The organism is Streptomyces mexicanus (assembly GCF_902506575.1).
Classification (GTDB): Bacteria; Actinomycetota; Actinomycetes; order Streptomycetales; family Streptomycetaceae; genus Streptomyces; species Streptomyces mexicanus.
Genome location: NZ_LR732609.1, coordinates 1 through 21,264 on the forward strand (window position 1 = coordinate 1; position 21,264 = coordinate 21,264).

At 72.0% G+C, this 21,264-nt stretch carries 20 protein-coding genes; 12 read left to right on the forward strand and 8 right to left on the reverse strand.

Annotated elements, in window-relative coordinates; all coding sequences use genetic code 11:
• Window positions 1-442: 442 nt before the first annotated feature.
• Window positions 443-1,630, reverse strand: coding sequence for an aminotransferase class I/II-fold pyridoxal phosphate-dependent enzyme (locus GV126_RS33210; protein WP_201299975.1), 1,188 nt, complete (start codon window positions 1,628-1,630; stop codon window positions 443-445).
• A 635-nt stretch (window positions 1,631-2,265) separates the two neighbouring features.
• Between GV126_RS33210 and GV126_RS33215 the strand changes: the two genes are divergently transcribed.
• Window positions 2,266-2,781 (forward strand): SRPBCC family protein, encoded by a 516-nt coding sequence (locus GV126_RS33215; protein WP_159674784.1) that lies wholly within the window; start codon window positions 2,266-2,268, stop codon window positions 2,779-2,781.
• Window positions 2,778-3,833: a fatty acid desaturase family protein gene (locus GV126_RS33220; RefSeq protein WP_159674786.1), complete on the forward strand. Its 1,056-nt coding sequence runs from the start codon at window positions 2,778-2,780 to the stop codon at window positions 3,831-3,833. Before GV126_RS33215 ends, GV126_RS33220 begins: the two co-directional genes overlap by 4 nt.
• On the opposite strand, the gene GV126_RS33225 is transcribed toward GV126_RS33220, so the two are convergent.
• Window positions 3,757-4,389 carry a TetR/AcrR family transcriptional regulator gene (locus GV126_RS33225; protein ID WP_236570342.1) on the reverse strand — a complete coding sequence of 211 codons (633 nt, stop codon included), beginning with the start codon at window positions 4,387-4,389 and terminating at the stop codon, window positions 3,757-3,759. The two genes, GV126_RS33220 and GV126_RS33225, sit on opposite strands and share 77 nt — an antisense overlap.
• A 153-nt stretch (window positions 4,390-4,542) precedes the next feature.
• Between GV126_RS33225 and GV126_RS33230 the strand changes: the two genes are divergently transcribed.
• Genes GV126_RS33230 through GV126_RS33250 form a run of 5 tightly spaced genes read left to right on the forward strand, consistent with a single transcriptional unit; the run spans window position 4,543 to window position 8,265 of the window.
• Window positions 4,543-5,337: a thioesterase II family protein gene (locus GV126_RS33230; protein ID WP_159674788.1), complete on the forward strand. Its 795-nt coding sequence runs from the start codon at window positions 4,543-4,545 to the stop codon at window positions 5,335-5,337.
• Window positions 5,310-5,702, forward strand: coding sequence for an LLM class flavin-dependent oxidoreductase (locus GV126_RS33235; RefSeq protein WP_159674790.1), 393 nt, complete (start codon window positions 5,310-5,312; stop codon window positions 5,700-5,702). The genes GV126_RS33230 and GV126_RS33235 overlap by 28 nt, the downstream gene beginning before the upstream one ends.
• Window positions 5,703-5,709: 7 nt before the next feature.
• The gene (locus GV126_RS33240) at window positions 5,710-7,128 is read left to right on the forward strand and encodes an ABC transporter permease (RefSeq protein ID WP_159674792.1); all 1,419 of its coding nucleotides are present in this window, start codon (window positions 5,710-5,712) and stop codon (window positions 7,126-7,128) included.
• A gap of 13 nt (window positions 7,129-7,141) precedes the next feature.
• Window positions 7,142-7,492, forward strand: coding sequence for an NADPH-dependent FMN reductase family protein (locus tag GV126_RS33245; protein ID WP_159674794.1), 351 nt, complete (start codon window positions 7,142-7,144; stop codon window positions 7,490-7,492).
• Complete coding sequence (locus tag GV126_RS33250; RefSeq protein WP_159674796.1) at window positions 7,489-8,265, forward strand: alpha/beta fold hydrolase; 777 nt, start codon at window positions 7,489-7,491, stop codon at window positions 8,263-8,265. Before GV126_RS33245 ends, GV126_RS33250 begins: the two co-directional genes overlap by 4 nt.
• A 69-nt stretch (window positions 8,266-8,334) precedes the next feature.
• Here GV126_RS33250 and GV126_RS33255 read toward each other — a convergent pair whose 3' ends face one another.
• Together GV126_RS33255 and GV126_RS33260 are read right to left on the reverse strand one after the other, a co-directional pair.
• Window positions 8,335-9,072 (reverse strand): hypothetical protein, encoded by a 738-nt coding sequence (locus GV126_RS33255; protein WP_236570343.1) that lies wholly within the window; start codon window positions 9,070-9,072, stop codon window positions 8,335-8,337.
• On the reverse strand, window positions 9,069-9,398 hold the full coding sequence (locus tag GV126_RS33260) for a hypothetical protein (protein WP_159674798.1): 330 nt from the start codon (window positions 9,396-9,398) through the stop codon (window positions 9,069-9,071). Before GV126_RS33260 ends, GV126_RS33255 begins: the two co-directional genes overlap by 4 nt.
• A gap of 258 nt (window positions 9,399-9,656) precedes the next feature.
• Here GV126_RS33260 and GV126_RS33265 point away from each other — a divergent pair, with 258 nt between their 5' ends.
• From GV126_RS33265 to GV126_RS33285, 5 genes are all read left to right on the forward strand, one after another.
• Window positions 9,657-10,739 (forward strand): sensor histidine kinase, encoded by a 1,083-nt coding sequence (locus GV126_RS33265; RefSeq protein WP_236570344.1) that lies wholly within the window; start codon window positions 9,657-9,659, stop codon window positions 10,737-10,739.
• Complete coding sequence (locus GV126_RS33270) at window positions 10,736-11,428, forward strand: response regulator (RefSeq protein WP_159674802.1); 693 nt, start codon at window positions 10,736-10,738, stop codon at window positions 11,426-11,428. Before GV126_RS33265 ends, GV126_RS33270 begins: the two co-directional genes overlap by 4 nt.
• A gap of 156 nt (window positions 11,429-11,584) precedes the next feature.
• A complete protein-coding gene (locus GV126_RS33275) occupies window positions 11,585-12,205 on the forward strand; it encodes a LysE family translocator (RefSeq protein WP_159674804.1) in 621 nt (206 codons plus the stop codon).
• Window positions 12,206-12,218: 13 nt separating this feature from the next.
• Complete coding sequence (locus tag GV126_RS33280; protein WP_159674806.1) at window positions 12,219-12,923, forward strand: GNAT family N-acetyltransferase; 705 nt, start codon at window positions 12,219-12,221, stop codon at window positions 12,921-12,923.
• Window positions 12,924-13,080: 157 nt separating this feature from the next.
• The gene (locus tag GV126_RS33285; protein WP_159674808.1) at window positions 13,081-13,869 is read left to right on the forward strand and encodes an OBAP family protein; all 789 of its coding nucleotides are present in this window, start codon (window positions 13,081-13,083) and stop codon (window positions 13,867-13,869) included.
• A gap of 158 nt (window positions 13,870-14,027) precedes the next feature.
• Here the strand turns inward: GV126_RS33285 and GV126_RS33290 are convergent, their stop codons facing one another.
• Genes GV126_RS33290 through GV126_RS33305 form a run of 4 tightly spaced genes read right to left on the reverse strand, consistent with a single transcriptional unit; the run spans window position 14,028 to window position 21,258 of the window.
• Window positions 14,028-15,290 carry an MFS transporter gene (locus GV126_RS33290; RefSeq protein ID WP_159674810.1) on the reverse strand — a complete coding sequence of 421 codons (1,263 nt, stop codon included), beginning with the start codon at window positions 15,288-15,290 and terminating at the stop codon, window positions 14,028-14,030.
• Window positions 15,291-15,338: 48 nt separating this feature from the next.
• A complete protein-coding gene (locus tag GV126_RS33295; RefSeq protein WP_159674812.1) occupies window positions 15,339-17,501 on the reverse strand; it encodes an AMP-binding protein in 2,163 nt (720 codons plus the stop codon).
• Window positions 17,498-20,707, reverse strand: coding sequence for an FAD/NAD(P)-binding protein (locus GV126_RS33300; RefSeq protein WP_159674814.1), 3,210 nt, complete (start codon window positions 20,705-20,707; stop codon window positions 17,498-17,500). The genes GV126_RS33295 and GV126_RS33300 overlap by 4 nt, the downstream gene beginning before the upstream one ends.
• Window positions 20,704-21,258, reverse strand: a complete 555-nt coding sequence (locus tag GV126_RS33305) for a cobalamin B12-binding domain-containing protein (protein ID WP_236570345.1) — start codon at window positions 21,256-21,258, stop codon at window positions 20,704-20,706. Before GV126_RS33305 ends, GV126_RS33300 begins: the two co-directional genes overlap by 4 nt.
• Window positions 21,259-21,264: the final 6 nt, after the last annotated feature.

The following is a 21,264-nucleotide window of genomic DNA, read 5'->3' on the forward strand; positions in this document are numbered from 1 at the left end:
GATTCAGCCGTGCGGGGAGGTGCGGTGGGGGCGCCGCGGTGGTGTGGGTGGCTCAGCGCTCCCGGGCAGTTCACGCGCCGAAGGACGGATCCAGCCGTGCCGGACGCCAAGTCGTGCCGGGCGCGACGCTTCACGATGCGTGCCGGGCGCGACGGTCCACGACAGGCTCGACCGGCCCTGGTGAGCAGACCGCCACAGCAGCGGAGAAACAGCCGGCGGGGAGCCGACCTGCCCGTGGGTCCGGCCGCGACGGGTGCACCCGGTCTCCGTGGCGAGCACTGGCTCAGGCGGCCGAAGCAGGTCGCGGCGGGGCGTCCCACGTCGGCGGGCGACACCCGGCTGGGGCGAGCCGCTCTCTGCGCGGCCCTCGCACCGGCCCTGCCGGACGAGCTGAGCCCCGGCCCGTACGGAGTCGTGGACGCCCGCACCTCGGGCGGCACGCTCACGCCGCCACGGACAACCCCAGCACCCGCTCCCGCACCGCAGCGAATCCTGCCACCGCGCGGTCGAGGTGTTCGCGCGTCTGCACGGCCGTGTAGCTGGTGCGCAGCCGGGGTGAGGCGGCCGGGGGCAGCACGGCGTTGACGTACACCCCCTCTTCGATCAGCAGGTTCCAGGCGTGCAGCGTGGCCATGTCGTCGCCGGTGTCCACGGGCACGATGGGGGTGGCGCCGACCCCGACCCGGTAGCCCAGCGCGCTCAGTTCGCGGCGCATGTAAGCGGCGTTGTCGGCCACCGCCGTGCACCGCCAGGGCTCGTCGCGCAGGATGCGGAGGGACTCCAGCGCGGCGGCCGTGTTGGCGGGGCTGGCGCTCGCGGAGAACATCAGCGCGCGTGCGTTGTGGCGGAGGGAGTCGATGACCTCCTCGTCTCCCAGGACCGCACCGCCGATGGAGCCGAAGGCCTTGGAGAAGGTGAGTGTGATCAGCGGGACCCGGTCGGTGAGTCCGAAGTGGGAGCAGGTGCCGCGCCCCTTGTCGAGCACGCCGGCGCCATGGGCGTCGTCGACGAGCAGGGTGGCGCCGAACTCTTCGCAGATGTCGGCGAGTTCGGGCAGCGGGCACAGATCGCCCTCCATGCTGTAGACACCGTCGACCACGACGAGCACGCCGCCGCGGTGACCGGTGCGTCGCAGCTTGTCGGTGAGGTCGGCGGTGTCGTTGTGCGCGAACCACTGGATCTTGGCGCGGCTGAGCCGGGCGGCGTCGATCAGGGAGGCATGGGCCTCCTTGTCGATGAGGATGAGGTCGCCCGGTCCGCACAGCCCGGCGATGGCTCCGAGGTTGGCCTGGTAACCGGTGGTCAGCACCAGCGCGGCGGGCTTGCCGAAGAAGTCGGCGAGTTCGCGCTCCAGGCGGTCGTGCAGGTCGAGGTTGCCGTTGAGGAAGCGGGAGCCGGTGCACCCGGCGCCGTACCGGGCCGAGGCCTCGGCAGCGGCCGCGACGACCCGCGGGTCTGTGCTCAGCCCCAGGTAGTCGTTGGAGCCGCACATGACGACCTCGCGCCCGCCGGCCATGCGGGCGACGCCCGCGTCCCGCGCGTCGAAGTTGAGGAAGTAGGGGTAGAGGCCGGCGTTCCTGGCATCGCGCGCCCGTGTGTAGGAGGCGCATTTCTGTATGAGGAGACTCACTCTCATCCACCTTTTCGAAGGCCGTAGGAAGACATGGACAAACTCGGTCGCGGAATATGCAATTCCACCTCTCGGACAACCATGTGAAGAATGCTGGACACGGTCGTGAGTTCCCGCGGCGGCGCCGTTGCCGATCCTTCGGGTGCAGAAGAGAGAGGTCCTGGATCGCGTTCCGCGCACTCGGCACGAAATCGGCTCATCGGCCGGCGCGGTCCCAGCTGTTCCAGAGCAACTGAAGGACGGACGCGATGTCACAGAGTGCATTGCCGACCGCGTGCGCGATCTTATTCATGTACCCCCCTGGCTCGACCACGAGGGAACGCATCACAGGTCGACACCCGCCGACCTGGACGCACCACCCCCGTGGGCACGCCTTTGACATGCGAGAACGGCCAGATGGCGAGCACCTGGACCGAAACTCGGAACGATCCGACTCGTTCCAAGCTACTGTTGCGGCCCAATCGCGTCAAGTGACTTCCTGGTGAACGGTTTGGCTTTCAATTATCCATGGAAAGGGGAGCCGAGGGCTCCGCTTCTGTCATTGCATTACCAGTCGGTAGCTCACTAGAGTCCGCGTGGGCAGCCCGGCCTCCCTTTTCCTTGAATGAAATTCAGAAGCCATCCGGGAGAACTTTGTGAAACGCCTGTGGGAAGTACAGGAGAGTATTGTCGTCGGCGCCCCCCGCGCGGAGGTCTACGCAGCCCTGTCCCACCTTCAGAACATGGGTGAATGGAGCCCGGAATGCTTCTGCGTATGGCATCGCGGCACGACGGTGCGCGAGGGGACCGGGTTCGTGGGGTTCAACCGCAAGGGCCCTTTGGTCTGGTTCACGACCTGCCGGGTCACCGTGGCCGACGCGCCGAACGAGTTCGCGTTCCGGGTCAGCACCTTCGGCCTGCCCGTGGCCCTGTGGGGCTACCGGCTGGAGCCGGCCAGGGAGGGCACACGCGTCACCGAGTACTGGAAGGACCTGCGCAGCGGTCCCGGTGCGCGCGTCACGGAACTGCTCGGCCTGGTGTTCACCGGCACCCGCCCCGAGGCCCGCGCGGCCGCCAACCGGGCCGGCATGCGCACCACGTTGCGACGGCTGCAGCAAGCCCTCGCGAGCCGGCCGGCCGACGGACCGGCAGAGAGGCAGCACCGCTCATGAACCTCACGACCGACGCACGGTCCTTCGCACCGCTCAAGGAACGCGTACGCGCCGCCGGCCTGCTCACCCCCTGCCGGGGCTACTACGCGGCCAAGTTCGCCGCGAACACGGTCCTGCTGGCCGGCTCCTGGGCCGTGTTCGCCCTGGTCGGCGACTCCTGGTGGCAGCTCGCCTGCGCCGCCCTGCTCGCGTTCGCCTACGGCCAGACCGGGCTCCTCGGCCATGACGTGGGCCACGCCCAGGTCACCCACGACAGGCGGACCATGGAGATCCTCGGGCTGCTGCACGGCAATCTCGCGCTCGGCTTCAGCTACGGCTGGTGGATGAGCCACCACACCCGCCACCACAACCACCCCAACCACCTGGACCTCGACCCGGACATCCTGCGCCGGGTGGTCGCGTTCTCCCCGCGCCAGGCCGAGGGCGTCTCACGGCCGCGCGCCTTCGTCATCCGGCACCAGGCACGCCTGTTCTTCCCGCTGCTGTGCCTGGAGTCGCTCGGACTGCGCATCGGCTCGGTCATCGCCATCCGGCGCGGGGTGGTGCGCCGACCGCGACGGGAACTGGCCCTGCTCGCGGTGCACGCGATCGCCTACGGCGTCGTGGTCCTCACCACCCTCTCCCCGCTGCCGGCCGTGCTGTTCGTGGTGGTGCACCAGGGCCTGTTCGGCGTCTACCTGGGCTGTGTCTTCGCGCCCAACCACAAGGGCATGCCGGTGCACGACGGCAAGGAACCCGACTGGCTCGCCCGCCAGGTGCTGACCTCCCGCAACATCCTGAGTTCCCGGCTGCACGACTTCTTCTACGGCGGCCTCAACCACCAGATCGAACACCACCTGTTCCCCACCATGCCCCGGCCCCATCTGCGCCGCTGCCGGCCGTTGGTCAGGGAGTACTGCGCGGAGATCGGCCTGCCTTACCACGAGGTCGGCGCCGCCCGCTCCTACCGCGAGGTCCTCGCCTACCTGGCCGAGGTCACCCGCGCCGTCGCCCGGCCCGCTCCCGCGCCGCGGCGATCCCGTCGGCGAGCAGCGCGACCAACTGCCCGGTGAAGTCCTCCGACACCGGCCTGCGCCGCACCAGCAACCGGATCCACAGGGCACCGGCCACCGCGTCGACCAGCACGGCCGGATCGAGGTCGGCGGGCAGCTCACCGCGCTCCACGGCCCGGGCGAACAGCGGCTGGTGGCGCCCGAGCCGGTCCTCCAGGAACTGGATCACCAGCTCGCGCATGGCCGGATGGCGAACGGCGCCCACCAGTGCGGCCTCCACCACCGCCCGCGTCTCCGGGTCGGCGAGCAGCCCTGCGACCCGGGCCGCCAGTTCGGCCAGGTCACCGGTCAGGCTCCCGGTGTCGGGCAGGTCGAAGGCGAGCGTCCCGGAGTGCAGCAGGGCGTCACGCAGCAGTTCGGACTTGGACGGCCACCAGCGGTAGACGGTGGTCTTGTTGACGCCGGACCGCTGGGCCACCCCTTCCACGGTGAAGGCGTCGTAGCCGTGCTCGGCCAGCAGCTCCAGACTGGCCGCGAAGATCTCCTCCTTGCGGCGAGGGCCGCTCCGCTCACCGGATCGCACCTGTGCCTGCGCCCGCGTCGTGACACCGTCCACCACTGCCGCTCCTCCACCGGCCCCGAGAGGCCAACGCAACGTTGTGTTGCGTCGATCCTATCCGGACTCTAGGATCGCAACGCACCGTTGCGTTGCATCTGCGCAAGACGGCGGTGCGCGCGTGCGTCCGGCTCAGCGCTCAGGGGGAACCGCATGAATCCGACCGTCCGACTCGCCTGCCTGCCCTACGCCGGTGGCCGCGCCGACGTCTACCGGCCGTGGGCGTCCGCCCTGCCCGAGGGCTGCGAGCTGATCGCACCGGAACTGCCCGGGCACGGCCGCCGACTGCCCGAACCGCCCCTGGACCACGCACACGACGTCGTCGCGGACCTGCTGCCGCGACTCGGCGACCCGTCGGCCCCGCTGGTGGTGTTCGGGCACAGCATGGGCGGCCTGCTGGCGTACGAGCTGTGCGACGCGCTGGACCGGCTGGGCACTGCCCCGCGGGCCCTCGTCGTCTCCGCGATGGGTCCGCCCGACCTCCTCGACTCGGCGGCGAGCCGCGCCCTCGCCGAGGACCCCGAGGCGCTGGTGGACCATGTGGCACGCCTGGGTTCCACCCCCTCCCCCGTGCTTGCCGATCCCGGGATGCGGGCGCTGGTGCTGCGCCCGCTCCAGGCGGACTTCCGTCTGCTGGGCCGTGCCCGGCGGACACCGGTCCGCGAGGTCCCCGTGCCGCTGTACGCGCTCGCCGGGGACCGGGACCCGGTCCACCCGCCGCACGAGGTGGCCGGCTGGCAGCGGCACGCGCCGCAGTGGAGAGGTCTCCAGGTGCTGCCCGGCGACCACTTCTTCCCCTGGCACAGCGACAGCGTGCCCCGCTTCCTGGGCGAGCTCGTGCGCTCGGTCGCCGCGGAACACAGGCCGGTCATCACCCCGGCCCACGACATGTACGACAGAAGCCGAACGAGGGACACGTCATGCTGCACGCACCGCCCGGCCGTCTGACGCCGGGCGCCCTGCTGCCCGGCCGGCTGGACCACCCGTCCCGGGAACTGCTGGCCATGGAACGGGAGCGAGGCCGCCTCGACGCGCTCCGCGCCCCGGCGCCCCGCGCGCTCCAAGCCCCGGATCCGGTGACCGTGCTGTCCGCACGGTCCGGGGCCACCGAACGCATCGGGCTCGTGACGACCGGTTCGCCGAGCGGCTGGGACCCGCACCGTCCGGCCCGTCGGCACGTCTCGCTGGACATCCTGTCGTCGGGCCGGGCCGGTGAGCGCGGAGCAACGCCGCGGGCGCGACGCGTTCGCCGTACGCTGAGCGGCCGGCTGGGACTCACCCGGCCGGCGGACCGTGCGACGGCGGTGCGGTGACGCGCCGATGACGACGAACCCGAACACCAAGGAGGACACCGCTGTGCGAGCCGGCACTGTCTGGAAGCAGCCACGCGCCTGGCTGGTCGTGATCGTCGGCTGTGTGCTGGCCGCCCTGAGCACCCTCAGCTACCTGCTCCCGGCCACCGACCCGGAGGGCCGTCTGCACCGGCTGCCCCTGATCCTCGTCTCCGAGGATCAGGGCGTCACGGCGGCGGACGGCACGAGGGTGGACCTCGGGGCGCAGCTGGTCCGCGGCATCACCCGTGCCGCCGCGCGCGACGACCGGGTGGAGTGGACCGTCGTGGCCGACCGGGCGGCCGCCGAGCGGGCACTGGCCGGGCAGGACGCCTACGCCGCACTGGACGTCCCCCGCGACTTCACCCGCACGGCGCTCTCCCTGCTGAGCGTGGAAAGCTCCGCCGAACGCCCCACGCTGACCGTGCTGACCCACCGAGGCGTGGGCGGCATGGCGGCCTCGATGGCGGACAAGGCCGTACGCGCGACCGCGGCGAAGGCCTCGATCCAGCTGGGCACCCAGCTCGTCGCCCGGGCCACGACGGGGAAGGAGGCCACCGGCGGCCCCACGACCACGGCCCGCCGCACCTCCGAGGCGGCCCGCGCCGGCGCTCAGCCGCGGAGCGCGGCCGCCGGCCCCGGCTTCCTCGCCCTGCTCCACGACCCGGTCCAGGTCACGGCGGAGCAGCAGCCCGTGAACGCCGGCTCCGCGCCCTCCGGCGGCACCGTCCCGCTCTACCTCGCCGTCGCGCTGCTCATCTCGGGACTGCTGCCGGCCAGTCTCCTCACGATGCTCGTCGACGCCCGGCTCGGGTATGTCCCCCTGGAGATCGGCCCGCGCCGGCTGCTGAAGCCGATCGTCGCGATCGCCCGCTCCTCGACCTTCCTCGCCAAGGCGGTCATCGGCGCCGTCATGGGGTTCGCCGCCGGAGCGGTGGTCGCCGCGGTGGGCCTCGCCAGTGTCGACCTCGGCGCGCAGGCCCCCGGCCGACTGGTCGTCTTCTGCGGCCTGGCGTGCGCCGCGGTCACCCTGCTCACCCTGGCCCTGTTCGCCGTGTTCGGCGCCCCCGGCCAGATCCTGGCCCTCCTCGTCGCCACCCTGATCGGCATCCCGCTGTCGGGCGGCGCCATTCCGCCCGAGGCCCTGCCGGCCGGCCTGGACACGCTCGGACGACTCCTTCCGGCCCGCCATGTCGTCGAAGGCGTCCGGTCCCTGCTGTTCTACGGCGGTGACGCCCGGCAACTGACCACCGCGTGGCTGGTCATGGGAGCGTACGCGTTCGGCTCCGTGCTGCTGGGCCTGCTCGGCTCGCACTTCTACGACCGGCGCGGCTACCGGCGCGCCCACGAGCACGACCGTCCGGTGGTGCACCCCGCGCCCGAGCCGCTCCCGCGTCCGTCATCGTGAGGTGAGACCCGCCATGGCCACGTTCCCGACCGTCTCCGGCGGTTCGTACTCCCGACTGCTCAAAACCTTCCGCGAGGTACCGCCCCGCCGCGGCCTCGTCGGCAAGGCCGTGCCGCCCCTGGCGACGGGGCACATGACCGGCCACGGCACGCTGCTCCACGAGGCCCTGCGCACCGTGCTCCGCTCCGTGGACGCGACCGCCGTGGTCCCCGGCTGCTTCCTGACCGAGCGGGCCGCGCGCTCGCTTCGGGCCTCCCGGTACGCGCACGCCCGTGGGCAATTGGCCCGGGGGACGGAACTGCTGCGGCGCGCCACGGCACGGCTCCCTCAGCGGGCGGCCGGCGACACGCGGAGCGCGGCATGACCGGGCCCGTCCCGCGTGTGTTCGGCGGCGACGAGACGGCGGCCGGCGCCGTGGTGATGGTGCACGGCATCCGCGTGTCCTCGTCCATGTGGTTGCCGCACGCCCGGCGGCTCGTGCCCGACTTCCGGGTGAGCGCCCCGGACCTGCCCGGCCACGGTACTCTGCACGGCCAGACGTTCCCCCTCGCCGCGGCCGTCGAGGCACTCGACGCGGCGGTCACCGAGGCGCACACCGCGACCGGCCGACGGCCTCTGGTCGTCGGCATGTCCCTGGGCGGTTTCGTGGCCATGGCCCACGCGGCGGACCCCCCCGAGCGGGTGCGCGGACTGCTGGTGTGCGGCTCCCCCGCGCGGACGCGCGGCTGGAAGGCACTCGCCTACTCCACGGCCGCGCGCATCGACGAACGCCGCGGCGAGGAGCGCAGCGCCGCCGCGAACGCCCGCCTCTTCCATCGCCACACCAGCCCCGAGTGCGCCGAGGCCGTCATCGCCGGCGGCTTCGCCCGGCATGCCTTCGGCGAGGCCGTCCGGGAGCTGCGCCGCGTGGACGTCCTGGGCCTGGCCGCCCGTCTGCGGGTCCCGACCCAGTTCGTCAACGGACGCCGTGACCTCCTCTTCCGCCTGGACGAACAGGCTTTCCTCAAGGCCGTGCGCGGCGGCGGCACACCCGTCCGCCTCGCGCACGCCCCCGGCGACCATCTCTTCCCCCTGCAGGATCCGGACGCCTTCGCCGCCCTCGTCCGCGACACCCATGGGCGACTGCCCGCCGACTGACATCCGGACCAAAGAGCCCGTCTCCACCAGAGGTTTCGTGTGCTTGTCCAGCGGCCGGCCGGGAGATCGTCACGTCAGCGTTCGGGTGCGGTGCTTGCGGGCCCGGTGGATGCCCAGACCGATGAAGCCGACCCAGACCAGAGTGATCAGACCGACGAGGGCATCCGCACCCCACCCGTTGATGGCGTAGAAGTGGGTGGCGTCCATGCCGAAGTAGAGCGACGGGACGGCCAGCAGGTTGATGACTCCGACGACGACGGCACCGCGCAGGGTCCACCGTGGCACCATCGGTGGCGCGGCTGTCGTGAACTGCCGCGCGGCACGGGCGAGCCCGAGGAAGAACATCGCGATCCACAGGTGTGCGATCGGACCATGTGCCAATGCCATGGCGGCCGCCAGAGGACCGTCCGTGGTCGGGTCCATCCCCCGATCCGGGAAGGCCAAGGGGGTACCGGCCTCGAGCGAGGTGGCGAAGAGGATCACCGCGACGTAGGTGAGCAGCGACACGATGGCGAGCTGACCGACGAGGGTGCGCCGGCCGGTGTCGTCCCTGGGCAGCAGGCGTGCCAGAGCAACCCCGAACGCCGTCAGCACAGCCATGATCACCAGCGTCAGCAGGCTACGCGTCAGGACGTTCCACTGCGGGGGTGGCCCCGAGTAGACGAAGTACAAGGCGACCATCGGCACCGAGAGGGCACCCACTGCCATCCCCGCCCGGCCGGCGAACGTGGTGGTGGGCAGGTCCGATGCGTCGGCTGCCTGACGAGACGAGGCAGACGGGTTCTGCGTGGTCGATGGCGTGGTCACAGTGACTCCCGGGTGACGTCGTCCGTACGGAGGTTGCCGGTCCGGAGGTTGCGCGAGGAACCGGCGCGCTGCCACTGGTCGCGGACGTGGTCCACGGACAGCAGCGCAGCGTTGATGAGGAGGGCGCTGCCGGGCGTCCACAGCCACCACGGACCGTCGAGACGGGTGCGGAAGATGCCCATCAGCAACCAGGCGATGATCTGCACGGCGGTCGCGAAGGCGGCCGTCGTGGTGACGGCGAAGCGGATCCGGGTCGTGGAGCGCTGATCGGTCGGGTCCAGCCCGAGCAGCGTCAACAGGTATCGGCGAGGACGTGTGGTGTTCATGTCCTCAACACTGTCGGCCGGCCGATGCGCCGGACGTCTGCCGATCGGGACCGATCGAGTCCACGAACGGCCGACAACTTCTACGACTTTCGTTGACTGCTTCGAACGAGACCGGCGGTCTAAGGTGGTCCGGTGCCGTCTCCTCCTCTCGCCGTCGCCGGCGGTCCCAACGACGAGACCCCGGTGCGTCGAGGGCCGTGGATCGAGCGCGGCCGGTCGGCGTTGGTCGTTCTCTCCTCGTTCGCCGGTGGACTCGCGATGCTGTTCCTGGTCCTGGAGCAACGCCCGGGAGGAGGGTGGCGCGTCCTCGACATCTTGGTGGGCACCGTCGCCAGTCTCGTGCTGCTGGTCCGTTACCGTGCTCCGGTCGTGGTCGGTCTGGTGCTGGCGGTCGTTGGGGCGTTCTGCGCCACCGCCGGTGTGGCCAACTACGTGGCTCTGTTCGCCGTGGCACGCAGCCGGCGCATCGAGCAGGCGTTCGTCGTGGCGCTGGCCGACATCGCCGGCGCCCTGGTCTTCTGGCTGCTGTATCCGGCCAACTCCGCGCTGAGCCTCACCGCGGTGGTCAACACCGCGATCGCACTCGCCGTCGTGGCCTGGGGCGCACTGCGGCAGAAGCAGCAGGACCTGGTCGCGGTCTACCGGGACAGAGCAGCCCGTATCGAGCGCGAGCGAGAACAGCGTGCGGAACAGATCCAGATGGCCGAGCGCGCCCGAATCGCCCGGGACATGCACGACTCGGTCGCGCACTACATCTCGCTGATCGCGCTCTACGCCGGCGGGCTCGCGGTCGCCGGGGACAACGCCAAGAACGTCGGCACCACAGCCGCGACGATTCGCACGACCGCCATCAGTGCTCTCGACGAGCTGCGCACCGTGATCGGCATGCTGCGCGACGGCACCGTCGTGCGACCGCAGAGCTCCGAGCACGAGCACACCGTCGCGGGATTGATCGACGAAGCCAGAGGAGCCGGTCAGTTGATCGTCGCGCGCCTTGATCTGCCCGGCGACAGCGGCAACGCCGGCAGCACAGCCGCGCTGCGGGAACCCTCGAACGCCGAGCACGTCTACCGCGTCGTGCAAGAGGGGCTGACCAACGCGCGCAAGCACGCCCCCGGCGCACTGGTGACGGTGCATGTTCGCCGCGAGGGCGGTGACGCCCTCATCACGATCACCAACCCGATCGAGGAAACCGAGTCGGCGTTGCCCGGAACCGGCGCCGGGCTGAGCGGTCTCGCCGAACGGATCGCCGCCGTGGGAGGCGTCGCCGGGCACGAGGTCGTCGACCGCGGTGAGAACACCCACGAGTTCCGACTGTCTGCGCGAGTGCCCCTGCGATGACCAGCTCTCCACCTTCCAGCAGCACCCCCGGCGCACCCACGTCGGTGCTCATCGTCGACGACGACGCGATGGTCCGCGCCGGGCTGTCGATGGTCCTGTCAGTGGACCCCACCCTCACGATCGTCGCCGAGGCATCCGGCGGAGCCGAAGCCGTCGTCGCGGCGACGCGGCACCGTCCCGATGTGGTGCTGATGGACCTGCAGATGCCGGAGATGAACGGCGTCGAGGCCACCCGCCGTGTCCGTGCGGCGGTGCCGTCGGTCGCGATGTTGATGCTGACCACCTTCCACCTGGACACACACGTCCTCGACGCCTTGCAGGCCGGCGCGAGCGGATATCTGCTCAAAGACGTCGCGCCGCAAGAGCTCTGCCACGCGATTCACCTGGCCGCATCGGGGGAATCCGCGTTCTCGGCAACGATCACCCGCCAACTCGTGGCACGCCACACTCGCACGGCCGACGACTCCACCAGCGCCACAGCCCGGCAGACACTGGAGGCGCTCACCGATCGAGAACGCGCCGTCGCCGAGGCTGTCGCTGAAGGCGCTTCCAACGCGACCATCGCGAAGGCGCTCTTCATGAGCGAAGGCACGGTCAAGACCCACATCTCCCGCGCGCTCACCAAGACCGGCTCGGACAACCGGGTCCAGCTGGCCCTCCTGGTCTTCCAGGCACAGCAGAACCCCTAAGCGAGCGTTCGGCGCGCATATCAGGTGCTTCGTGAGGGCATCCAGGTCGTCCACGACAGAGCTCGGGCTTTTCCCCTGGCCGGGGCGTCGGTGCGGCGTCCCGGCTCAGGCGATGCCGGTCTCCGCTCGGTCCGCCACGGATGTGAGACTGGGGGAATGCTCATACAGTTCCTGACCGCGGTCGGTGTCCTGGCCGTGCTGACCATGGTGCCCGGGCCGGACATGGCCGTCGTGACCAAGCGAGCCGTCGCCTCCGGCTGGCGGGACGGGCTACGGACCGTGGGCGGGATCACCGCGGGACTCTTGGTCTGGGGCGTGCTCTCGGTGGCCGGCCTCGCCGCTGTCCTGGCCGCGTCGGCCACCGCGTACACCGTGGTCAAACTGGCCGGAGCCGCCTACCTGGTCTTCCTCGGTGCGCAGTCGCTGCTCCGGAGTCGTCGCAACCGGTCGCAGGCACCGGCCGCGGCCCTCACCCCGCCTCGCGGCAATCCCTGGCGGACCGGCCTGGTGAGCAACGTCTTCAATCCCAAGATCGCCGTCTTCTACACAGGCCTGCTGCCGACACTGGCCCCCACCGGGCTGCCTCCCCACAGCGGCATGGCCCTGCTGGTCCTCGTCCACGCCGTGCTCACCGCGATCTGGCTCGGCGGGTACGTCCTGCTTCTGTCGAAGGCTCGCGTTTTCTTCGAGAAGCCCGCCGTACGCCGGGGCATGGACCGTGTCACCGGGGTCGTACTGATCGGATTCGGACTGAAGGTCGCCACGACCCAGCCCTGAGAAGGACAGCACGATGACGAACGAGGACGAGTCGGCACTCGACGACCCGGTGGGCCACTCACTCCGCGGTCGGCACGCGCATCTCGCCCGGCGGCTGGGCCGGGCCGCCACCTATCTCACGGACGTGGCGACCTTCTCCGCCGTCTCCACCGACCCGAGCGCGCAGGACTGGGCCGACCTGGCCGCGTTGCTCGGTCCGGGCGCCTTCGCCGACATGTTCAGCTGCCCGGCCGTTCCGCCGCCGAGCTGGGAGCCGGTCTTCGTCCTCGAGGGCCGACAGATGGTCTGGTCCGGCGCCGGCGTGCCTGACCGCACTCGCGTCACGCCCGACACCGGCGTGGTCGAATTGGGCAGGGACAGCGTGCCCGAGATGCTCGACCTCGTCGCGCGGACCGAGCCGGGGCCGTTCTGGCCGCGCACCCGGGAACTCGGCACCTACCTCGGTGTGCGCGTCGACGGTGCCCTGGTGGCGATGGCGGGGGAACGCCTCAGGCCCCCCGGCTGGACCGAGATCAGCGCCGTCTGCACCGCTCCCGAGGCACGCGGCCAAGGCCACGCCGCCCGCCTGGTGCGTGCGCTCGCCGCACGCATCGTGGCGCGCGGCGAGCGTCCCTTCCTGCATGTGGCCGAGACGAACACCGGCGCCGTCGCGCTGTACGAGCGCCTCGGCTTCGAGACTCGCCGGCAGGTGACCTTCCGAGGTTTCCGCACCCCCTGAGGGACGGGACCGAGGCAGGTGTGGCCGGTCATGGGGCACCGGGCCGGGAGGTCCAGTGGTGCGGCGGGGTCGGTGGCGATGACATGGACCACCGATGGCCCGGAGCACTCACCGCCGCGCACCGTTACGGCCGCCGGGAACAGGGCACTCGCCGCGCATGGCACTCATACAGGGCACGCACCGCTCGCGCGGTTCCGGCCTGGGCCCGGCCGCGAGCGTCGGTATCGGTGTCGCGGCCGGCGTGACGGCCGCGGCCGGCCTCCTGTTCGGCCGCAAGGCGGCCACGGTCAGCAAGATCGGCAAGGGGCACCCGGTCAAGCACCGCGCGCTCGACCTGGCGGCCGGCGCCGTGCAGCGGAAGTATCCGCTCGATGCAATGAGCACCTATCTCAACGGCTTCCACATGTACGCCGACGACATGGGCCGGCAGGTGGAGGCCACGCACTTCTGCATCCATCTCCGGCACGACCTGCACCAGTGCGTGATCTTCGACCGCAACGCGCCCGACGGCCGTCTGATCGGCATCGAGTACATCATCAGCGAGGAGCGCTTCCGCGGCCTGCCCGAGGACGAGAAGCGGCTGTGGCACAGCCATCACTACGAGGTCAAGTCCGGCAGCCTCACCGCCCCCGGCATCCCCGAACTGGCCGAACACGCCTACTTCGAGGATCTCGTGACCACCTACGGGAAGACGTTCCACACGTGGCAGTACGACCGCGACGACTTCCCCTACGGGATTCCGCAGCTGATGATGGGCTTCACCGAGGACGGACAGGCCGCGGAGGAGATGATCCGGGCCCGGGACGACCGGCTCGGCGTCTCGACCGCCCGCAAGCGGCAGAACCGGGCGGACATCCCCATGCCGGACGTGGCACCCGGCGCCAACGCGTGGGAGAGCGGCCGGACGGTGCAGACCCGCCTGGAGGAGCTGGACTTCAAGCGCTGACCCCCGCCCGTCCCCGCATGCCCGCCAGGCCCTGGGCACCCTCCGGGGTCCCGGCGGCCGGGGACGTGCCGCGGCCCCGCCCCGCCGGTCGTTCTCCGGCGGGGCGGGGCCGCGGCAGGGGGGGACCGGGCCGGGCGGGCGGGCGGGCTGACGGGTGGTCACTTCCCGTCGCGGGGCATGATCACCGCCGACAGCACGGCGGGCACCGCGCCGATCAGCAGCATGACCACGGGCCAGGAGGTGGCGGAGAGGATGCCGGGGATGACGAGGGGGGTGAGGAACGCCCCCGCGAACACCATCGTGTTCTCCAGCCCCAGGGCGGTCCCGGAGCGCTCCTTGCCCGCCATGATCGCGATTTCGGCGTAGTGCACGCCGTGCCAGCCGCAGGAAAGCAGGCCGGCCACGACCATCAAGGTGGCCGCGATCCACGCGGGCCCGGACTGGCACAGGGCGAGCCCGACGAAGCAGGCGGCGATGATCCAGCTGTAGACGATGACGAGGCTGCGACGGTGCCGGCCGCCCCGCCCGTCCGTCCAGCGGCCGCTCCACACCCGGGAGACCGCGCCCAGGGCCTGGACGGCGAAGAGCAGACCGGAGATGGCGGTGATGCCGATCCCGTGCACGCGGTGCAGGTAGATCGCGGCGAACGACAGGACGGTGAACTGGGGGAAGTCGAGCAGGAAGGCGCTGAGGGAGATCCGCCAGATCTTCCAGCGGCGCAGCGGGCTGACACTGGTGTTCCGGTGTCCCGCCGCGGGCAGCGGCGGCTCGTCCAGCCAGCAGACGATGGCGACGGTGGCGGCGAGCGCGAAGGCGGTCAGGAAGCCGAAGACGCCCCGGAAGCCGACGCTCATGGCGAGGGCGGGCAGCGCCAGCGCGCCGATCGCGCCGCCGAGGGGGACGGCCGCCACGCGGAGGCTGATGGCGAAGCCGTGGTTGCCGGGCGGGAACCAGCCCAGGACCGCCCGGCCCGAGGCGCTGTTGACGCAGCCGCCGAGCGCGCCGGCGAGCAGCAGCACGGCGGACAGCAGCCAGGACGGCGGGGTGTGTCCTGCGGTGGGCACGAGGAAGGCGGTGGCCGCCGCGAGGCACACCGTGGTGCCGGCCAGACCGCTGATGAGGACGGCCCGCTCGCCGAAGCGGTCGGTGAGCACTCCCCAGACGATCTCGGTGACGGCCGCCCCGCAGGTCAAGGCGGCGAGGACCAGGCCGAGTTGGCCGGTGGAGTAGTGGTAGTCGGACTGCAGGACCGCGCTGGCCATGGGGATGCCCTGGAAGGCAGCGCTGAAGGCCGCCTGGGCGATGATGCCGATGCCGAGGATGCCCCACTTGTAGTGGGCGGAGTGGGTCTTGCCCGACCTGCCGACGGGCAGGGGGGCCGCCGTCGCGGCGACGGGTGCCGTGGTGACCTGTTGAGACATGGTCGTGGAGAGCTTTCTACTCAGGGGATTGCGGGGGGTGCGGGGAGGTCAGGAGGCGGTGACCGGTGCGCCGTCCAGGGCGAGCCCGGTGTCCGGGGCTTCGCCGGGCAGCAGTGCCTCGGTGCGCTTCTCCCGGATCACCAGCAGGGTGCATCCCCGCGGGCTGGCGACCCGGTGCACGCTGCCGGGCTTTTCCAGCACGAGGCAGCCGGGTCCGTACACCTCGCCGTTGTCGTTGTGCAGTTCGCCGTCCACGACCACGATCAGTTCGTAGCCGAGGTGGCGGTGGAGGTCGCCGTGTGCGCCGGCGCCGAAGCGCGCGAGGTAGGCCTCGGCGCCGTCGGGGCCGGTGTCCTCGGCGGTGTAGAGCCAGTGCACGTCGACCGCTTGGCGTCCGGGCTGGACGTAGGGCTGCCACGTCAGCCGGTCGAGGTCCGTGCCGTCGAGGAGATCGCGGACGACCAGGACGTCGCGGCGCTGGGACGGGAGACCGGTCGCGGTCATGGGGCTGCCTTCCGGGTCGGTGGGGTGCGGGGCGGGGACGGTGCCGGCTGCGGCGGCGCGCAGTCGTGCGCTGACTTCGGAGCGGCGGATCTTGCCCGACGTCGTGCGGGGCAGCGCGTCGGTGAACGAGGCGCTGTGGACGCGCAGGGCGCGCGTGACGTGCAGGTCGACGTGGCCGAGGAGGTCCGCCTCCGTGGCGTGGGCGCCGGGTTCCAGCTCGACCACGGCGTGCGCGGCGAGCGTCAGTGCGGGATGGGGCACCGGCACCACGGCCGCGGCGCGGACGGCGGGGTGGGTGCGCAGGATCGCCTCGAGTTCGTAGGGGGAGATGCGGTGGCCCCCGGACTTGAAGACGTCGTCGCGGCGTCCCAGCAGCCGCACGTATCCGTCGCAGGCCAGGGCTGCGGAGTCTCCCGTGGCGTACCGGTCGGGGGTGAGGACCTGCCCGGTGCGCTCGGGGTCGCCGTCGTAACCGGCCATGATGCCCACGGGGCGGCCGGCGAGTTCCACGTACAGCTGCTCGTCGCGGACGCTGAGGTCCCAGCCGGGCAGCGGCTTGCCCAGCCAGCCGGGTTTGCGGGGCAGCCCCGGCGTGGTGCCGACGAGGGCGGTCGTCTCCGTCTGGCCGTAGCCCTCGCGGATGGTCACGCCCCATTCGGCCTCGATGGCCTCGGCGACGTGCTGGGCGAGGGGTTCGCCGGCGGTGGTGGCTTCCCGCAGGCGCGGCCGGGCCGTCGCGGCGTGCGCGGCGAGCCGGGTCCACTGGGCGGGCGGAGCGCACAGGCTGGTGATGCCCCGCTCCTCCAGGAGCCGCGGCAGCCGCCCGAACTCGAGGTGCCCGGCGGGCGGCACGACGAGGGTCGCCTCGGCGGTGAACGGGACGAAGAAGCTGGACCAGGAGTGCTTGGCCCAGCCGGGCTCGGAGATGTTCACGTGCCGGTCGCCGGGGATCAGGCCGTTGAAGTACATCGACGACAGGTGCCCCACCGGATAGGAGGCGTGGGTGTGCAGGACGAGCTTCGGCGCGGAGGTGGTCCCGGAGGTGAAGTAGGCGAAGGCCGGGTCCCCGGCCGGGGTCGGGCCGGTCGGCAGGTAGGACGTGGCGGCCTCGTAGGAGTCGTCGTAGGGGTGCCAGCCGTGGACGGCGGGCCCGACCGCGATGCGCGTGGTGAGGGTGTGCGGGCCGAGGTCGTCTCCTTCGAACAGCGGCGCGAGGTCGCTGCGGCAGACGACGTGGCGGACGCGGCCGCGCCTGATCCGGTCGGCGGCCTCCTTGCGGGTCAGGGAGGTGTAGGTGGGGATGGCCACCGCTCCGGTCTTCAGGCAGGCCAGCAGCGTCTCCCACAGCTCGACCTGGGCGCCGAGGACGATGAGCACCCGCTCGCCCCGTCGCACTCCGGTGCGGGTGAGCCAGTTGGCGAGCTGGTCGGAGCGGGTGGCGAGGTCCTGGTAGGAGATCCGCTGGTCCCGGCCGTCGGGCCCGATCAGTTCCAGCGCGGTGCGCCGGTTGTCCTGGGCGATGACGTCGAACCACTCCAGTGCCCAGTTGAAGTGGGCCGGGCGGGGCCAGGTGAAGGCGCGGCGGGCGGCTTCGTGGTCGGCGCGCAGCTCCAGGAGCAGGTCGCGGCCGCGGCGGAAAGCGGCGTGGGCGGGGGTGCGGCGCAGCGCGGAGTGTGCCGTGCCGCGCTGGTCTCGGGCCGTGGTCATGCTCGGGTTCCTTCCAGCCTCCGGTGGGCCGCCGGTCGCGCCGGCGCGGTGAGCGCGTCCTGTGCGATGGCGTCGGCGTCCTTGGTGAAGTCGGTCCACGGACCGGGCCGCGCGGACCCGACCTGCATGAACCAGCGCTGTCCTTCGCAGGGGATGCCGAGGACGTAGACCCCCTCCGCGGGTGTCCCCGCCGCGGTCACGGGCCGGTACGGGACGGCCGTCGTCGCCACCCCTCCGGTGAGGGGGCCGCCGTCGCCCCGGTCGTTGGTCCAGGGCGTCCACAGGCCGCTCGCGCGCAGGTGGCGGGTGAGCGGCGCGGTGTCGCGGTCGAGGTCCGGTGCGGGGATGCGGGCGTCGATGAGCGCCTCGCAGCGGTGCAGTGATCCGGCGCCCTGCGCGGAGCGGACGGTGAAGCCCCCGCCGTCCTCGTCCGCGGCGAACTCGGCCGAGGGACCCGCCACCCGCAGCACACCTGCTTCGAGCAGGGCCCGGGTCTGCCGCAGCCGCTGCGCCGGGGGGCCGGCGGCCAGGAAGGAGCTGAGCGGCGCGAACCAGCCCAGGAAGTCGTCCCGGTGGGAGGCGGCGGTCAGGCCGTCGAAGTCGACCGCGCGCCGGATGGTTCCGCGGACGTCGCGCAGGACGTCCAGGGCCGCCTTGCGGGGGCCGTGGAAGTTGCCTTGCCCGGCGTGTGCCAGGTCGTCGTCGATCAGCCGTGTGAGGGCGGCGGTGAAGGCGTCGGGGCTGGGGAAGCGGCGGCCGGCGAAAGGGCGAGCCAGGTGCTCCACGTCCAGGGGATCCAGTCCGTCGACGCCCAGCTCCGCGGCCGCGGCCCGGATGGTCTGCTCCGCGGTGCCGGCCCCCGCGTGCTCGACGAGGGCGGCCGCACGGGCGAGGAATTCCCGCTCGACGCGCTCACCGAGCCGGGCGCGCACCGCGGTCGCGTAGTAGACGAGCTGCATCTCGGCGTGCAGCCAGGGCCATATCCGCTCACGGAAGTCGAGGGGGCGGCCCGGGGCCCGCAGGGCGGTGATCCGCTCGGGGGTGAACAGCCGTGCGGTGTAGCGCCACAGCGGGCCCTTCTGGTTCAGGCCGCGGGCCGGCAGCGGCACTCCGGAGCGTGAGCCGGCCACCAGGACGGGTTCGAGGCCGGAGGGCACATACCGCAGCGCCTTGTCGGGGCCCTCGTGGAACCGGCCGCCGCGGCCGGTGGTGAGGGCCGCGACGATGTCGTAGAACGTCAGGCCCATTCCGAGGACCGCCACGCGGGCTCCGGGGGCGATGCGCTCGAGCGGCATGTCGGCCGCGCTGTCGCCCCGGATGTAGCGCAGGTGCGGGCGGGCCACGGCGAAGTCCGCGAAGCGTGTCTGGTCCGCCGACAGTTGGGTCACGGGGTGGCCGGTGGCCAGAACGACCCGGTCGGCGGTGATGAGTTCGCCGTCCGCGCAGCGCAACTGCCACGCTTCCCCGACGCGTTGCATGCCGGTGACGTGTCCGGTGTGCCGGCGCAGCGTGGCCCGGGCCGGCAGCGAGTCCTGCACGGCCTGGAGGAAGAACCGCAGGTACGCGCCGTACAGGGCGCGGGGGGCGTAGGCGTTGGGGCCCGGGTAGCAGGGGTCTTCGGTGGCGGCCCACCACTGGCCCAGCGAAGGTCCGGCTCCCGCCCGGGCGGGGCCGTCGTCGGCGGGACCGGAGAACATGGTCCCTTCGCCGCAGGCGGGGGTCCTCCGGAATTCCGGGTTCTGGTCGGTGCGCCCGATCCGGCCCGCGCCGACCTGGTCCTTGTCGATCAGGACGATCTCCACGGCCCGCTCCGGCGTCTCCTCGCGCAGGCGGGCCACGAGCCGTTCGACGACGGCGAGGCCGCGCGGGCCCGAGCCGACGACCGCGATGCGGTGGGCGGCGGTGACCTGGGCGCGCGCACGGCTCAGGAGGGCTGCCGACCGGTCGTGGGCGTCGGCGGTGTAGCGCAGCATGCCCAGCAGCCGGCTGGAGGTGACGGCGTGCCGGGTGGCGCCGGCGGCGGGCAGGGGCATGGCACCGGTGTCGGCCCACACGAGCCGGCCGTCGTCAGCGATCGCCCCGCGTGCCGCGCCCGCGTTGTCGCGGTGCAGGCAGAACGGTACGTCGAGCACCCCGGACGCGAAGGCGGCGCGCAGGCCCGGGCCGATGTCGCTGCCGTGGTCGAGGACGGCGGTGATCAGGCGCAGCGCCTCGCTGTAGACCGTTTCGTAGTCGACCTGGCGGGCCCACGGCAGCGGGCAGTCGTCGTGCAGCGCCTGCCGGGACACACGTGCCGCCCGTTCCAGGGCCGCGACGTTCTCGGCGACGGTGGGTATCCGGTGTGCCTCGGCGACCGTCTTGACGATCAGCCGCTGGGCGCCGCCGCGTACGGCTATCTGCGCCGAGGAGTCCAGGAGCAGTTCCGCTCCGGCCTCGGTGGACGGGTAGACACCCATGTAGGTGTAGAGCACCACGTGGCGCGCGACGTCGGCCGGCAGGAACAGCTCCGCGAGGTGGTGCAGGGCCGCCAACGCCTCGATGTCCTGCACCGCGTTGGTCTGCTGGGCGTACGACAGGGAGACGGAGGACACCCCGTTGCGGGCGAAGAACAGTGCTTCGAGGACGCTGATGGCCACGAGCAGCGACGGCGGGCACATCTGGCCGAGCATGCAGCCGCCGAAGGTTTCCAGGTGGGCCCGCATGCCGTGGTCGGCCGCCTGCTCGGCGAGCTGCTGGGTGGCGTCGGTCCAGGCGGGGACGGCCTCGGCCAGCGGGAGTCGGGAGTAGGGCAGGCAGTAGGAGACCGGACCGCCTTCGGAGGCGGACAGCCCCGCCGCGACCATCGCCTCGAAGATGTGGGCGGGCCGTGCCGAGCCGTGCCGGACCTGGACGGGGACGCCGCCGGCCGCCCGCACGACCTGCGCGGTGATGTGCGGACCGTGGTTGACGAGCGGAAAGCCGTTCAGCGCGCGGCCGGCCTCGAGGGCCTCCCGGGCACCGGCGATGTCCTCCACCCGGGTGTAGGAGTCGATGGTGAGGGTGGCGAGCGTCCTGGCGCGTGCCGCGGCGACGGCGGCCAGGCCCTCGGCCATGCTTCGCGGGTCCGACATGCCCATCCGGGGCTGTACGACCAACTGTCCCGCCTGCGCGGCCTGTTCCACATGGTTCTGCATGTCGGGGCTGCCCTGGGGGCGTGTTCCGGTCATGCGGCGGCTCCGGTGATCTCGGGGCGGTGCGCCGTCATCCGCCGCAGCGCGGTGCCGAACTCGGCCGGGTCCGCGCCGTCCGTGAAGACCGCGTCGAAGCCCTCGGCGACCAGTTCGTCGGCGAGGTGGGGCTGGCCGGCTCCCTGGATGCCCAGCTTTCCGCCGATCATGACGGGGACCGTGGACAGGGCCGGGTCGCTGTCCGCGCGCAGCTTCCTGATGAGCCGGCGGCCGTCGAGGTGACCGTGTCCGTTGACCGAGGAGATGACCACGGCGTCGGGCCGCTGCACGCGCACCTGCTCGATGAGTTCGGCGTCGGGCACGCACGGTCCGAGGTTGGTCACCTCGTAACCGCTCTCCTGAAGCAGCAGTTGGAGGAACACCAGGTTCCAGGTGTGGGAGTCCGAGGAGACCGTCGACAGCAGTATGCGTTTCGGTCTGGACTGGATGGGGGACACGGGGAAGACCTCCTGTCGATGTGCCGCGGTCTGCCGCGACATCTCGACGATCGCTGTTCCGCCGTCCCCGGCCCAGGGGGATTCGGCGGTCATGAACCG